General features: G+C 70.8%; 14 protein-coding genes, 1 tRNA gene and 1 other RNA gene. 12 read left to right on the forward strand and 4 right to left on the reverse strand.

Going from position 1 to position 13,817, the window contains the following annotated elements; all coding sequences use genetic code 11:
• The first annotated feature begins 191 nt into the window (after window positions 1-191).
• Together AB0C29_RS11720 and AB0C29_RS11725 are read left to right on the forward strand one after the other, a co-directional pair.
• A complete protein-coding gene (locus AB0C29_RS11720; RefSeq protein ID WP_360818776.1) occupies window positions 192-1,268 on the forward strand; it encodes a hypothetical protein in 1,077 nt (358 codons plus the stop codon).
• Entirely contained in the window at window positions 1,265-1,690 is a 426-nt protein-coding gene (locus AB0C29_RS11725) for a DUF2809 domain-containing protein (RefSeq protein ID WP_360818779.1), read from the forward strand. The genes AB0C29_RS11720 and AB0C29_RS11725 overlap by 4 nt, the downstream gene beginning before the upstream one ends.
• Here the strand turns inward: AB0C29_RS11725 and AB0C29_RS11730 are convergent.
• Complete coding sequence (locus AB0C29_RS11730; RefSeq protein WP_360818782.1) at window positions 1,620-2,033, reverse strand: glutaredoxin domain-containing protein; 414 nt, start codon at window positions 2,031-2,033, stop codon at window positions 1,620-1,622. The genes AB0C29_RS11725 and AB0C29_RS11730 overlap by 71 nt on opposite strands.
• A 58-nt stretch (window positions 2,034-2,091) precedes the next feature.
• Here AB0C29_RS11730 and AB0C29_RS11735 point away from each other — a divergent pair, with 58 nt between their 5' ends.
• The 8 genes from AB0C29_RS11735 to AB0C29_RS11770 all read left to right on the forward strand — a co-directional run bounded on the left by AB0C29_RS11735 (window position 2,092) and on the right by AB0C29_RS11770 (window position 8,969).
• Window positions 2,092-3,318, forward strand: a complete 1,227-nt coding sequence (locus tag AB0C29_RS11735; protein WP_360818785.1) for an ArsB/NhaD family transporter — start codon at window positions 2,092-2,094, stop codon at window positions 3,316-3,318.
• 50 nt (window positions 3,319-3,368) lie between these two features.
• Entirely contained in the window at window positions 3,369-3,788 is a 420-nt protein-coding gene (locus tag AB0C29_RS11740) for a universal stress protein (RefSeq protein ID WP_360818812.1), read from the forward strand.
• A 228-nt stretch (window positions 3,789-4,016) separates the two neighbouring features.
• Window positions 4,017-4,226, forward strand: a complete 210-nt coding sequence (locus AB0C29_RS11745) for a hypothetical protein (protein ID WP_203768881.1) — start codon at window positions 4,017-4,019, stop codon at window positions 4,224-4,226.
• Between the two features lie 106 nt (window positions 4,227-4,332).
• Window positions 4,333-4,857 carry a DUF6886 family protein gene (locus tag AB0C29_RS11750; protein WP_360818788.1) on the forward strand — a complete coding sequence of 175 codons (525 nt, stop codon included), beginning with the start codon at window positions 4,333-4,335 and terminating at the stop codon, window positions 4,855-4,857.
• Window positions 4,858-4,940: 83 nt separating this feature from the next.
• Window positions 4,941-5,282, forward strand: coding sequence for an STAS domain-containing protein (locus tag AB0C29_RS11755; protein WP_360818791.1), 342 nt, complete (start codon window positions 4,941-4,943; stop codon window positions 5,280-5,282).
• Between the two features lie 32 nt (window positions 5,283-5,314).
• A complete protein-coding gene (locus AB0C29_RS11760; RefSeq protein WP_360818794.1) occupies window positions 5,315-5,929 on the forward strand; it encodes a helix-turn-helix domain-containing protein in 615 nt (204 codons plus the stop codon).
• Window positions 5,926-7,152 carry an MFS transporter gene (locus tag AB0C29_RS11765; RefSeq protein ID WP_360818797.1) on the forward strand — a complete coding sequence of 409 codons (1,227 nt, stop codon included), beginning with the start codon at window positions 5,926-5,928 and terminating at the stop codon, window positions 7,150-7,152. Before AB0C29_RS11760 ends, AB0C29_RS11765 begins: the two co-directional genes overlap by 4 nt.
• A 113-nt stretch (window positions 7,153-7,265) precedes the next feature.
• On the forward strand, window positions 7,266-8,969 hold the full coding sequence (locus AB0C29_RS11770) for a heparinase II/III family protein (protein ID WP_360818800.1): 1,704 nt from the start codon (window positions 7,266-7,268) through the stop codon (window positions 8,967-8,969).
• Window positions 8,970-9,008: 39 nt separating this feature from the next.
• Here the strand turns inward: AB0C29_RS11770 and AB0C29_RS11775 are convergent, their stop codons facing one another.
• The 3 genes from AB0C29_RS11775 to AB0C29_RS11785 all read right to left on the reverse strand — a co-directional run bounded on the left by AB0C29_RS11775 (window position 9,009) and on the right by AB0C29_RS11785 (window position 11,993).
• A complete protein-coding gene (locus AB0C29_RS11775; protein ID WP_360818803.1) occupies window positions 9,009-9,995 on the reverse strand; it encodes a hypothetical protein in 987 nt (328 codons plus the stop codon).
• Between the two features lie 50 nt (window positions 9,996-10,045).
• Window positions 10,046-11,764 (reverse strand): glycosyltransferase family 39 protein, encoded by a 1,719-nt coding sequence (locus AB0C29_RS11780; RefSeq protein WP_360818806.1) that lies wholly within the window; start codon window positions 11,762-11,764, stop codon window positions 10,046-10,048.
• A 141-nt stretch (window positions 11,765-11,905) separates the two neighbouring features.
• Window positions 11,906-11,993: transfer RNA gene (locus AB0C29_RS11785), tRNA-Ser, on the reverse strand.
• Between the two features lie 80 nt (window positions 11,994-12,073).
• On the opposite strand from AB0C29_RS11785, the gene ffs reads away from it, so the two are divergent.
• Window positions 12,074-12,169, forward strand: an RNA gene (gene ffs, locus AB0C29_RS11790) — signal recognition particle sRNA small type.
• Between the two features lie 68 nt (window positions 12,170-12,237).
• Window positions 12,238-13,817 (forward strand): DNA polymerase III subunit gamma and tau (locus tag AB0C29_RS11795; protein ID WP_360818809.1); only part of this gene is annotated, 1,580 nt, incomplete at its 3' end.

Below are 13,817 nucleotides of genomic sequence, written 5' to 3' on the forward strand. Positions count from 1 at the left end.
CCGCCGTCGCGGGGCCCACGGCGCAGCACCTCCGATACGGATCCGGGCTGCGCGGTCCCGCCTCCGGCGGCCGCCTTGTCGAACAAAGCGCGGATGCGGCCCGGTCCGCAGTGACAAAGACATCGAAGGGGCCGGGAGGTTCCCTCGGAACAGGTCGGACAGGGCTGCGCGTGGTCCGTACAGTGCGCACCATGCGAACGTCTTTCGTCGCGCCGGCAGTTGCTGCTGTGCTGTCCCTCATTCCTGCCGGGCCGGCCTCCGCCGCTCCGGCCGCGGACACCGCGCCGCCCCGGCTCGAGTCGGTCACCCTGGAGCTTCCTTCGGTGACCGTGTCGGGCACCCAGACCCGGCTGGTCGGGGTGCGGGTGCGGCTGACCGACGAGACCGGCGTCCAGCCGATCGAGTATGTGGCGGGCCAGGAGCTGGCGTCGCCCCGGCTCCGGTTGAACGCCTCGTGGAATTCCCTGATTCTGCTGAGATTGACCGAAGGCACCGACAAGGACGGGATCTGGACCGGCAAGCTTCCGGTCACCTCGGCCTGGAGCGGGACTGTTCAGCCGATCAGCATCTATGCCGCGGATCAGACCTATGCCAATGTGCTGAACACCGATCCGCGGACGCTGGTCGACACGCCCAGCCTCCAGGTGCAGAGTTCGCATCGGCCGGGGCTGGACATGACGTTCTCGCCGGAGCCGGCTCCAGCCGGTAAGCCGGTCACCCAGCGGGTCCGGGCCTGGGACACCACCACCGGCAAGCCGTGGGCCAATCTGTCGCTGCGGCTGAGCTCCGACAACGGCTGCGCGGAGCCGGGCAACATCACGACGGTGAAGACCCGCGCGGACGGCACGTACCAGCGGACCCTCAGCGCCACTCAGCGGCAGTGGTTGCAGTGCGTCTGGGTGCCGGGCGTCGATCAGCCGGCGCTGTCGTACCCGAACACGGTCATCGCCTCGGACAGCGGCCACGTGCGCACCCAGCGCTATGCCGTCAGTGCGGCGCCGGCCGCGAAGTCGGCGCCGGTCGGTAAGAGCGTCAACGTCAACGGCAGCGCCACCCCGTTGCACAAGGGCAAGGTCATGCAGTTGCAGCGGCTGTACCCGGACAAGACCTGGCGCAAGGTCAGCACCGCCAAGGTGCGCGACAGCGGCCGGTTCACCCTCGCGGCCAACCCGCCGGGCAAGGCCACGTACTCCTACCGGGTGTACGCGCCGGGCGACAGCTATGCGGTGGGCGGCGTGTCGAAAACCTTGACGATCCGCGGCACATGATGCGGGGACGGCTGTCGGCGTTTGCCGCGGTCGTGGTGGTTCTCGGGCTCGCCTTCGGCATCCGGGCGGTGAGCGACGGCGGGCTTGAGCAGTATTCCGGCACGGCCCTCTACGCCTCGCTGATCTATGCGGGCGTCTTCCTACTGTGGCCGGCGATCCCGCCCGTACGGGCCGGGGTCCTCGCCGTCGGCTTCTGCTGGGCGGTGGAGTTCTTCCAGCTCACCGGCGTTCCTGCGGCGCTGTCCGAGCAGAGTCCGGTGGCGCGGCTGGTGCTGGGTGCGAGCTTCGACTGGGTGGACGTCGCCTGGTATCCGGTCGGCGTCGTGCCGCTCGTCGTCCTGCACCGGCTGGTCAGCCGGCGCGCAGCCGGCTCCGGAGCCACCGCGGGTCGGGGTTCACGTGTGGGCTCCCCGCCAGGATGACCGTCGGGACGGTCTCGTTGCCGTCGGCCACCGCGCGGACCGCCGCCGCGCCCTCCGGGTCCTTCCAGATGTCGACCCAGTAGGCGCGGCGTGAGGTGATCCCCAGCACAGCGCGCAGACGCAGGCAGAACGGGCAGCCCGGCCGCCAGTAGACGATGGCGCGCCCGTCCGCGGCGCTGCGGCGCTGCGCCTCCGCGGCCGGTATCGACCGGGGAAAGACCAGCGGCGACACGAACGCCGCCAGCAGGGCGAAGGCGAGGAAGTAGAACACCGACCCGCCGATGATCCAGAGCAGGGCGCCGAGCGCCAGGAACAGGCCGGTCTGGCCCCATCGACGAAGCATGATGGAGACGCTACGCGAGCTGTGCGCGAGGCCGCGACCAGCAGTAGGGTGCGCAATCGTGCCCACCGCGATCTCCCTGCTGCTGCTCCTCGCGGTGCTCGGTTTTGCTGTCGTACGGCCCCGGGGTCTGCCCGAGGCCGTCGGTGCCGTACCGGCGGCTGTGCTCACGGTTGTGGCCGGGCTCGTGCCGTGGCGTGATGCGCTCCACGAGCTGGGTGATCTAGGTCCCACCGTGGCTTTCCTCGCCGCTGTGCTGCTGCTCGCGTACCTGGCCGACCGGAGCGGGGTCTTCCGGTTCGCCGGTGCGGTCGCGGCGCGGTGGAGCAAGGGTTCGCCGCGGCGGCTGCTCGGTCTGGTGTTCGTCATCGCCGCCTCGGTCACCGCCGCGCTCAGCCTCGATGCCACCGTCGTGCTGCTGACGCCGGTCGTGTTCACCACGGCCTCGGCGCTGGCCATCCGGCCCAAACCCCACGTGTACGCCTGCAACCACCTGGCCAATTCCGCCTCGTTGCTGCTGCCGGTGTCAAACCTCACCAACCTCCTGGCGATGTCCGCGGCCGGCCTGTCGTTCCTCAGTTTCGCCGGGCTGATGGCATTGCCCTGGCTCGCCGTCATCGCGGTCGAGTACGTGATCCTGCGCCGCTTCTTCGCCGACGACCTGGCGACGCCGCCACACCGGCCGCCGGTCGAGGCGGTACCGGCCCCGCGCTTCGCCCTGGCGGTGCTCGGCGTGACCCTGGCCGGCTTCGCGCTGGCGTCCCCGCTGGACATCCACCCGGCGTGGGTGGCTCTGGCCGGTGCGCTCGTGCTCGCCGTACGGCTCCGGGTGGGCGTGCCGACGCTGGTGCGGAAGGCGAATCCCGGCTTCTGCGTCTTCGTCCTGGCGCTGGGCGTGGTCGTGCTGGGCGTGAGCCGGGGCGGCTTCGGCGCGCTGGTCGACCGGGTCGCCCCGCACCACGCCGACCTGCTCGGCCTGCTGGCCATGGCTTTCCTGGCCGCCCTGCTGGCGAACGTGCTCAACAATCTGCCGGCGACCCTGATGCTGCTGCCGTTCACCGCGCACAGTCCCGGTCTGGTGCTGGCCGTGCTGCTGGGCGCCAACATCGGTCCGAACCTGACCTACGTCGGCTCGCTCGCCACTCTTTTGTGGCGCCAGATCCTGCACAAGAGTGGTCACCCGCCCGTGACGGGTGAATTTCTCAGGCTGGGCGCACTCACCGTGCCGGCCTGCTTGATCGTCGGGGTGGCGTCACTGTGGGTGAGTCTGCGAGTGTCTGGGGTGTGAGGATCCTGGTGTGGGTCGCGGAGGGCACCTGGGCGGCTTGTGTCGATGCGGTGCGCCCCCTGCCCGGTGACGTGACGCTCTTGCACGTCGTGGATGTCGCGACGGCTGCCGCGCTGAGTGGCCCGGTGGGTCTGCTCGGCCGCTCCGGCCCGACCGATCAGGGTGAGTATCTGCTGGCCCGGGCCGAGACCGAGCTGCTGGACGCGGCGGCGGCCCGGCTCGGCCGGGATGCCGCCCGAGAGGTACGGCGGGGCCGGCCGGAGCGTGAGGTGGTGGCCGCGTGCGCCGATGTGGATCTTCTGGTGCTGGCCCGCGACGGTGACCGCAGCCGGCTGGGGCCGCGCAGTCTCGGGCACCACACGCGATTCGTCGTCGATCACGCACCGTGCCAAATTTTCCTTGTCTGGCCGGAGTCGACACCGGGCCTCGGAACCCTGCCGCCGCCGCCCCACCATGATCAAATTCGCTGATCAGGTGACGGATGCGTGTCGGTACCGTTTCGTCCCTGGCGGAGCGACGTTGTTACCTGGGAAGATTACCCGGAGTAACAGTTAAGGCGCCGCCCTAATATGTCGCGTCTGCGCAAGGCGTAGGGCCGAAATCCACCGGATCGGACAACCCGTCCCACCCTGGCGGCGAAAAAGTTTCACACGACGGCCTCGCGCAAAGGTGTCTATGTCTGCCCTAAGGTTGGTCAGGTGAGAGTTGAGCAGCACTGGTGGAATGGTGACAACCGGCTCGCGCGCCGGGATGTCTACGTCCGCACCGACGGCGAGGTCTGGGAGGTCGAAGCCCAGATGGGTGGCCCCCAGGGCAAATCCAAGGTGCAGCAGTGTCCAGGAAAGGCGTCCGCGCTGATCCTGGCCGACGCGTGGCGCGGTCCACGCTGGCAGTGGCGCAAGCTCTGAGCGCCAGGAGCCGGGCTGTGCCGCACGCTTGAACTTCTCGGCCAGCCACATATCTCGATCGGGCCGGACCCTGCGGGGTCCGGCCCGATTCTGTTAGTAAACAGCGGTGCGTCCCCTCGCCGGTCAGGTCCTGCACTTCTCCGAAGACCCCGCCATCACCCGCTTCGTGCCGCACGTCGCGGCCACTGCCCAGCAACCCGAGCCGTACGTGTGGGCCGTCGACGCCGAGCAGGCGCCGGCCTACTGGTTCCCCCGCGACTGCCCCCGGGTGCTGGCCTGGACGGGCCCGGAGACCATTGCGGCCGACCGCCGCTTGCTCGGCGACCGCCGCGTGCATGCCATCGAGTACGGCTGGCTGCCGGCCCTGCAGACAGCCCACCTGTACGCGTACCGCTTCGACGCGGCACCGTTCCGCCCGCTCGGCTCCCCGCAGCCGCACGCGATGGTCGCCACCACCGCCGTGACCCCGCTCGGGCCGGCTGAGCCCGTCGGTGACCTGCTCGCCCTGCACGAGGGTGCCGGGATCCAGTTGCGGCTGGTCAGCAACCTGTGGGCGGTCATGGACGAGGTTGCCGCGAGCTCGCTGCGATTCAGTGGGATCCGGTTGCGCAACGCGACGCCGCGAAGGTGAGGGAGCGGACGAACTGTCCGCCATCGGCCGTTCGGGTGGATCTACGCTGTGAATCCCCTTAACCAGGACGAAAGTGATGCTCCATGCAGGCCACCGTGACCGACCTCCGCTCCGACGTCGCCGTGCTGCGCCTGAAGGGCGAACTCGACGCCGACACCGCCACCCAGCTCCATGAACTCCTGGCCGAACTCCTGGAACGGCCGGTGCCGCGCATCGTCGTGGACCTGGCGGACCTGAAGTTCTGCGACTCCGTGGGGCTCAGCGCCTTCATCACCGCCAAGCACGTGATCGCCGCCCGCGGTGGGTGGCTGAGCTTCGCGGGGGCCAACCGCTTCCTCGTGTCGCTGCTGGAGACCGTGGGCCTGAGCCGGTACTTCGCCATCTTCCCGACCGTCGACGAGGCGATCGCCGCGGCGCAGGGGTAGCGACCCGAGATGTGAGAGACTACTCTCGAAACATGTCTCTCACGAATCCGTTCGGCGATCTGCAGGTCACCGACCCGCAGGCGATGCGAGCGCTCGCTCACCCCGTACGGCTGGCGATCCTGTCCTATCTCCAGCGCAACGGACCCGCGACCGCGACCGCGCTGTCGCCGCACGTGGGAGCGACACCGTCGGTCACCAGCTGGCACCTGCGGCACCTGGCCGGCTTCGGCCTGGTCACCGACGCCGACCCGGACGAGGTGCCGGGCGACCGCCGGCAGCGCTGGTGGAAAGCCAAGGCGCGCGGCTTCTCGGTGACGATGGGCGACGACCCGGAGTCGCAGCTGGCCGCCCGGGCCCTCGGCGAGCAGCTCGCCATGGCGGCCCAGCAGCAGGTCAACGCCTGGATCGCCGACGTCGGGCCGACCCTGCCGGCGCAGTGGCAGCAGGTCGCCGGCACCTCCAACACCAGCGTGCCCCTCACCCCCGAAGAGTTGGCGGAGCTCAGTGGCCGCATCGACGAGCTGATCGCGCCGTACGTGCACCGCGCCGAAGCGGACGCACCGGCCGGCGCCCGGATCGTGCGGATCCTGCGGCACTACCTGCCGGGAGCGGACGACCTCCGGCCGGTCCCGGGGGAGGAGTCGTGAGGCGCTTCGAGCGGTTGTGGGCCGGGCAGACGATCTCCCAGTTCGGTGACCGGATCAGCGAGCTCGCCCTGCCGCTGATCGCCGTGCTCACCCTGTCCGCCACGCCCACCCAGGTCGGCCTGCTGACGGCCGCGGTCTGGACGCCGAACCTGCTGTCGCTGCTCGTCGGCTCCTGGGTGGACCGCCAGGCGCACCGCAAGCGGCTGCTGGTGGCCGCTGACGTGCTGCGCGCCGCCGCGCTGCTCAGCCTGCCCGTCGCTCACTGGCTCGGCGTCGTCACCCTCGGACAGCTGTTCGCCGTGGCGCTGCTGGCCGGGGCCGGGCAGGTGCTGTTCTCCGCCGCGTACCCCTCGTTCTTCGTGGCCCTGGTCGACCGCAGCCGGTACGTCGAGGCGAACAGCAAGCTCAGCGTGAGCCGGTCAGCGTCCTTTGTGGCCGGTCCGGCGCTGGGCGGCCTGCTCATCCAGGCCTTGACCGCGCCGGTGGCGATGCTGGTGGACGCCGTGTCGTTCCTGGGCTCGGCGCTGCTCATCGGCCGCATCCAGGTGGCGCCCGTGCCGGTCGAACCACGCCGGTCACTGCTCGCGGACGCCCGCGACGGCCTGCGGTACGTGCTCGGTCATCCGTACCTGCGCGCCGGGCTCGGCTGTGTCACCACGGTCAACTTCTTCGGCTACGTCGCGCAGGCGCTGGTGGTGCTCTTCGCCACCCGTACGCTCGGCCTGCCGGTAGGGGTCATCGGGCTGGCGCTGGGGCTCGGCGCTCTCGGCGGCCTCGCCGGGGCGGCGCTCGCTCCCCGGCTCTCCCGGCGCTTCGGGGTGGGCCGGATGATGCTGCTCGGCGCGATCCTCTTCCCGGCCCCGACCGCGGTGATCGCCCTGGCCGGCGGGCCGGTGTGGCTGGCCGCCACCGCGCTGGCCGTCGCGGAGGCCATCGCCGGCTTCGGCGTGATGCTGATGGACATCAACCTGAACTCCGTGCAGGCCGCGGTGATGGCCGACGAGATGCGCAGCCGGGTGGCCGGCGTGTTCGGCACGATCAACTACGGGGCCCGGCCGCTGGGCGCGGTCGTCGGTGGCCTGCTGGGCAGCGGCATCGGCCTGCGGCCGACCCTGCTGATCGCCGCGGCGGGCGGGATGCTCGGGTCCTGGTGGCTGCTGCGGTCACCGCTGCCCCGGGTACGCACGATGGAGTCGCTGGACCCGGTCGGCGCGCGCGGCTGATCGGCCCGTCCGTCCTCTCATCAGGGCAGGAACGGCTCGGCCGAACGGTTTGATCTTGGTGCCACGGCTGATCGATCATGGGAAAGGCCGCCGCGTTGCGGTCTGATGGCGGCGTGCCGAAACAGATTCACAAATTGCTGACGGCGAGCGTCGCGCTCGCGCTCACCGCGGGACTGTTCGGCGCGGACCCGGCCGTCGCGGCACTCGGCGATCCGCACGTGATCCCGCCGGACCCGGTCGCCGTTGATGACGTCGAAGCCCTGCTACGGATCTACACACCGCTGCCCGGGACCACAGCAGGCCGGCGCGTCCTGGCCGTGGACCCGACCGCCGGCGCCCGCTGCGGCAACGCGGCGGCCGAACCGGTGCCCGACGGACAGCCGATCCGGGTCAGCCTGCCGCCGGCGCCGACCTTCACCGTCGGGGCGATCGCCGCGGCGTCCTGGCGGAACCCGCCGGTCGCGGACGCCACCTGGCGGATGCAGTACCAGGGTCTGATGTGGATCAAACCGCTGGCCCGGCGGGCCGCTGCGGACAGCCAGGCGGAATCGCTGGCTGCGCTGGTCGCGCAGGCCGCGGCGTTCCACCGGCAGAATCCGGATCCCGGCACGAACAACTACGGCTGGGACGAGGGTACGGCGCTGCGCCGCCTCGAGACCGAGAACTGCCTGTACGCCCTCACCGGTTCGGAGCTGCTGCGGCCCGGTATGACCGCCGACGCCAAGGTGCTGCTCGGGTCGCGGTACTACGGTCCGCCGTACCGGCCGGTGCACAACCACGGCCTGATGGCCAACCTCCAGCTGATCCGGGCCGGTGATCTCCTCGGGGTGCCGGCCTGGAAGAAGACCGCGACCGGCCGGCTGACGAGCGAGGCGACCAAGGCGTTCTCCGCGCGCGGCCTCTCCTACGAGCAGTCCTCGATGTACCACGGGGTCAACACCAGACTCTGGGCCAGCGCCGTGTCGGTGCTGCGCGCGACGCCCGGATCCCAGGACACGGCCGCCACGATCGACAAGACGGTCAAGAAGGCCCGGAACGCGTACGAGTGGCTGACCGAGCCGGACGGTTCGATCGTCCAGGTCGGCGACTCCGACAACGCCGGTGGTCCCGTGCCGACCCTGCGGACGCCGCGGGTGCTCCGCGACGACCAGGCCGGCTGGGGGATCGGCCGCTGGTCGTGGACCGACCCGCGGGCGGTCTACTACACCGTCCGGTACGGGCCTAAGCGCTGGGCGCACGGCCAGCACGACCGGGCCGGCGGCGTGACGTTCAGCGCCGCGGGCGTACGGGTGCTCGTCGGGCCGGGCCGGTACAGCTACGACCTCGGTGACAGCTACCGCGCCTATCAGCTGTCACCGAACAGCCACAACGTGGCGTTGCCCGAGGGCGGCAAGGTGACCGACGCTGGCGGCAAGGTGACCGCCAACGTGGTCCGGGCGGCCGCGCACAACTGGACGGTGCAGGACAAGATGTTCGGGACCAGCCACACCCGCGGCGTCAACGTCAACCGCGACACCCGCACGATGCGGGTCACCGACACCTTCCCGGACCGGAGCCGGTGGCGGCAGTACTTCCACCTCGCGCCGGGCTGGACACTCGTCCCCGGGGCGGCCACCAGCACAAAGATGGTGTTCGCGCACCCGTCCGGCCGCCGGCTCACCATCACCACCACCGGCCGGGTCTCCGGTGCTGTGCAGGGCATCACCCGGCCGCCCCAGGGCTGGAACTTCCCGCAGTACGGCAGCCGGGTGAGGGCGTACGAGATCGTGATCAGGTCCTACGCGCGGTCCTCGGTGACCAGCTTCCAGGTCAGTTGACGACATCTGCCCGGCCGAATGCCGGGACGGCCACCCGGCTCACGGCTGCCCATCACGCAGCGACGTCGGTGAGAGGAACGGCTGAAGGGGCCCGTCGCCGGCAGACCCCGGCACCCGCCGCGCCACTCCGGCGAGCAGGTCGGCGACCTGCACCCGCGGATCATCCCGGGAGTCCACAGTGACCAGGCCGGCCAGCGGCGACACCCCGCCCGGCGGCAACCCGGCCTCGTCGGCCAGCAACTGCTGCAACTGCCGCAACCGCCCGGCGGTGAGGGCGCTCTGCTCGTCGTGGATCACCAGCACCTGCCGGTGCCCGCCGCTCCAGAACAGCACGGTCTCGGCCAGCGCGGGCAGCATCGGCTCCAGCGGCGGCGGGATCGACCGGTCGTCGTCGAACAACCGGGCCAGGACCGTTTGCACGCGTGCCCGGTCGAGCCCGTCAAGTGCGTCGGGCCCCAGATCATCGCGCGCCCGGAAGAACTGGGCGAACGCCTCCGGATCGGGGCGGTGCCGTCGCTTGAGCCGTACCAGCTCGACGAACGCAGCGAGAAAGACGCCCCACGCGTCCCCGGTCGACCGCCCGGCCCGGTAGAGGCGGGAAGCCGCCGGCCGATTCTGCCGGGTGAGCCGGGTGCCGGCCGCGTAGGAAGGCTCCCCGAGGAAGAAGTCGACGATCCGCGTGACGAGAAAGAACTCCTTGTCGACCAGCTGCACGTTCGCCCGGCCGCGCAGCTCCGAGAGGAACCACTCCAGCGCCTCGCCGGCCTGCGGACTCCGCAGGAACTGCCCCGACTTGAACTCGTACGGCGAATACCGGAACCCGGACCGCAACGCCGCGATCAACCCGACCGCCTCACCGACGCTCAGGTCGACGCTGGCATGGGTGATCACCGGGGTGGTGGGATCGAGCAGGTTGCTGCCGGAGAAGCCGGACTCGTCACAGGCGATCTCCACGACGGGGCCGGACACCGCATCGACCGGCGGCAGGCCGCCCTGCAGTGGCAACCACACCTGGTCCCTCGCCATGGCGACCATGCTCACCCGCCGAGGCGGATCCGGCCACCCAATTGGGTGCGTCAGCCATCCTTCGCGGCGGGGACGGGGCAGCCGGCCGCCGGCTGCCATATCTCGTAGCCGGCGAAGCGCCACCGTTTCTGCCAGTGGCACGTCAGGCGGCCCAGGGCGGTGTTGCGGGAGTCGCCGGAGCGGAACACGTAGGTCGCGAGAGGGTCGGCCCGCACTTCGGTCCGGTAGGGCAGGTAGCGATCGAATCCCGGATGCAGCCCTTCGGCGGGACTGCCGAACAGGACAGCGCAGATGATCTCCTCCCGGCTGACGAAGGTCAGCCGGTTGCAGTCGAAGTAGCCGCTGTAGACGTGGGTGATGCCTTCGCGGCGCAGAGCCTCGATCAGCTGCCGGCTGGTGGCCTCGCTCGGGCCCCGGGAGGCGTCCCGGTAAGCCTGCGCAGTGCCCAGAGCCAGCGTCATGGCGACGAAAATCAGCACCGCGGCCCGCAGCGGGCCGCCGAATCGCGGTGCCATCGAGCACAGGCTCCACACGGCGGCCACGACGGCTGGGGTGGCGACGAGGACGCCGATGAGATAGCGGGCGTTGTTGGCCGGGGCGACGCCTGGTGTGGAGCTGGCGGCGAAGGCCACGACCGTCAGACCGGCTGCGATCAGCATCGCCAGCCTGCCGTACAGCTGGGCCCGGGCGGGCGCCTCACCACTTCGCTCGTCCGGCGCGCTGCGCCGGTGACGCAGGACGCGAATGCAGGTGACGAGCCCCACGGTCCACAGCACGATGAGGGCGAGCCCCCACAGTGTGGCCACAGCGTCGTCCGTCGGTGGATGCCAGCTTCCCGAATAGCCGAAGGCCCAGGCGGGCCGCGAGAACGGGTGGGCGATCGCGGAGCCTCCGGTTACGTAGGGGAGGCTGGTCGTCACCGTGTTGGTCACCTGGCTGGTGAGCCCGGCCGACTGTTCGCCGTTCAGCCCGGTGCCACCACTGAGGTACATGGTCACGACGCTGACCACACCACTGTCCCGCCACGGGTGGGTGAAGTCGTGCAGAAGCCACGGCACAGCGCCCGTCAGCAGTCCGCCACTGAGCGCCCACAGCCCGCCCGGCGGTGAGGCCGCCCGTCGGCGGAGGGTCATCCAGACCAGCACTGCCGAGGTGAGCACGAACGGAGCCATCAGCAGGGTGCTCCACAGCCCGATCGTGGCGGCGGCGCCCCAGCCGGCCAGCCGCCACCGCTGCGCACCCGCGTGGCCCGGGTCGTCCGGCGTGTCCAGCAGCCGATGGGCGAGGAGCAGGAGCAGGGTGCCGATGAGCAGCGTTTCGGGCATCGCACCCTGGGCCACCAGCTGGTGGCCGTACAACTCTCGGGACCCGAGCGTCAGCAACCCGACCGAGACCAACGCCACCGCATTGCCGTACAGGCGCCGGGCCAACACGTACAGCGCGGCCAGGAAGAGCAGGAACAACAGCAGCATCGGGACGCGCAGCCCGGCCAGGGACGGGCCGAACACCCGGAACACAGCTGCGGGGAGATAGGCCTCCGCGGTACCCATGTACGACTGGCCGTCCATGAAGCTCGGGAAGTGGACGCCCTCGGCGATGTGCATCGCCATCAGTCCCATCGTGGCCTCGTCGCTGTTGCTCGCCGGCCACTCCAGCAGGAGCAGACCGAGACGAACCGCGGCCGCGACGACCATGAGCAGCAACAGCCCGGAGAGCGATCGGGACGGGCGCAGCCCCCGCCGGGGCCGGACGTCAATCTCAGAGGTCACGTCAGTCCCATGTCCGAAGGGACGCTCATCCTGACAGCCGAGATCAACTTTGCGGGTGATCCGGCGGCGACGCGCCTGATGCCACGCACGCAGAAGGGCCGATCCCAACGGGGACCGGCCCAGGCGTCGTGCGGGTCGAGCTGGCGGAGGATACGAGATTCGAACTCGTGAGGGTTTTATCCCAACACGCTTTCCAAGCGTGCGCCCTAGGCCTCTAGGCGAATCCTCCGTCGGCCAGAATACAGGCCCGCCCGGGCCGCGTTGCGCGGGAGGGCCGCGCGGCGTCCACGCCGGGCCAGGTACTCTGTTCGCAGCCCCTCGTGCGGCGTCATCTTGTGAACCTCCCCAGGGCCGGAAGGCAGCAAGGATAAGCGAGCTCTGGCGGGTGCACGGGGGGTCCTTTCGTTCCCCGGGGTTTGTTGTTGTCACACCCTCGACGGAGAATGGCGCGGTCGTCGCAGGAGGTGGCAGGAGTGGCACTCGCCCTCTACCGCAAGTACCGGCCCCGGACCTTCGCCGAGGTCATCGGGCAGGAGCACGTCACCGAGCCGTTGTCGCAGGCACTGCGCAGCGGCCGGCTGCATCACGCCTATCTGTTCTCCGGGCCGCGCGGCTGTGGCAAGACGTCCAGCGCGCGCATCCTCGCCCGCTCGCTCAACTGCGAGCAAGGCCCGACCCCCGAGCCGTGCGGGGTCTGCGCCTCGTGCAAGTCGCTGGCCAACGACGGCGCCGGATCGATCGACGTCATCGAGATCGACGCGGCCAGCCACGGTGGCGTCGACGACGCCCGTGACCTGCGGGAAAAGGCGTTCTTCGCGCCCGCCAGCAGCCGCTACAAGATCTACGTCATCGACGAGGCCCACATGGTCTCGTCGGCCGGCTTCAACGCGCTGCTCAAGCTGGTCGAGGAGCCGCCGGACTACGTGAAGTTCATCTTCGCGACCACGGAGCCGGAAAAGGTCCTCGGCACGATCCGCTCCCGCACCCACCACTACCCGTTCCGGCTGATCCCACCGGCGGTGCTACGGCCGTACCTGCAGCAGCTCACCGAGGCCGAGGGCGTGCACGTCGACCCGGCCGTGCTGCCACTGGTCGTCCGGGCCGGCGGCGGCAGCGCCCGGGACACCCTGTCGGTGCTCGACCAGCTCATCTCCGGCTCCGGCCCCGAAGGAGTGAGCTACCCGCGGGCGGTCTCGCTGCTCGGCGTGACGGACGTGGCGCTCATCGACGAGATGTGCGACGCGCTTGCGGCTGGTGACGGGGCGGCGGCGTACCAGACCATCGACCGCGTGGCCGAAGCCGGGCACGACCCCCGGCGCTTCGCCTCCGACCTGCTCGAACGCTTCCGCGACCTGATCGTGCTGCAACAGGTGCCGGACGCGGTCAGCAAGGGCCTGATCGACGGCCCGGCCGACCAGCTCGAGCAGATGGGCGCACAGGCGACCCGGCTCGGCCCGGCGACCCTGTCCCGCTGCGCGGACATCGTGCACAACGGCCTGGTGGAGATGCGCGGCACAACCGCGCCGCGGCTGCTCCTCGAGCTGATCACGGCCCGCATGCTGCTCCCGGGCGCGGACGACGCGAACAACGCGCTCCTCCAGCGCCTGGAGCGGATGGAGCGGCGTCTCACGCTTTCCGCCGATGAGGTACGCCCGGAGCCCACCACCGCAGCGCAGTCCCCGGCGCCGGGGGGTGGGGGTATTTCTGCTGCTCGTGCCGCTGCTGCTGCGGCTGGGCGGCGGGCGCCTGCGGGGGGCGTTCCGTCCGGTTCTGTCTCGGGTCCTGCGTCGTCGGGACCGGCGGGCGGGGCCGTCGCGCCGGTTTCTTCGGCAGGGGTGGGGTCCGCTGCTCCGGTTTCGGCTGTGCCTGGCGCGGCCGCGCCGGTTTCCGCCGCGGGGCCGGCTGCTGCTGCGATGACTTCCGCTGGGGTGGCCGCCGGTGGGTCGACCGCCGGTGGGTCGACCGCCGCCGGGTCTTCCCCCGCCGGGTCTTCCCCCGCGGGGGAATCGTCGGCCGGGCGTTCCTCCGCAAGGCCAGCCTCCGCCGGGCCGAC

The organism is Actinoplanes sp. NPDC048791 (genome assembly GCF_040650095.1).
GTDB lineage: Bacteria > Actinomycetota > Actinomycetes > Mycobacteriales > Micromonosporaceae > Actinoplanes.